General features: G+C 37.3%; 1 protein-coding gene. It reads right to left on the bottom strand.

Going from position 1 to position 491, the window contains the following annotated elements:
• On the bottom strand, positions 1-438 hold a 438-nt coding region (locus ACYVTD_RS15550; RefSeq protein WP_461248605.1), incomplete at its 3' end, for a response regulator.
• Between the last annotated feature and the right edge of the window lie 53 nt (positions 439-491).

The following is a 491-nucleotide window of genomic DNA, read 5'->3' as shown; positions in this document are numbered from 1 at the left end:
GTCGTGTAGGTTGCTTATCGCTTGTATTCTGGTGTAAGTTTCCCATCCGTCCATACCCGGCATTATTAAGTCCAGTAAAACCAAATCGGGAGTATACCCTTGGAAGAATAAGCTTAAAGCTTCTTGACCGGAACTGACTGTAGTAACATCATAATCATCTGCCAACATAGACTTTGCCAAAATAAGATCGGTTTCTTCATCATCAATAACAATGATTTTTTTCTTTTCGTTGCCGGAAGTATCTTTAAATTTTTGCGTTTCCTGTTTTAAGGACTCAAAGTTACTGTTGTTTTCCGCGCTCATTTCGTTGACATGGTTCACCGAGACATTTATCTGATTAATGCCTTTTACTATCTCATTCATGCCGTTTACAGTTTCTTTAGTAATTTTTATGAATACATTTGTTTCCTGAACAAGAGTCTTACCCGATTTTTCCATGTTATCAGACCCTTCTTTAACCGAGAATGTTATGTTTCGTAAACGACCTATGG

It is taken from the genome of Treponema sp. R6D11 (assembly GCF_054786075.1).
Note: the sequence above shows the minus strand (reverse complement) of the source record. Positions and strands in the feature narration are given on the sequence as shown.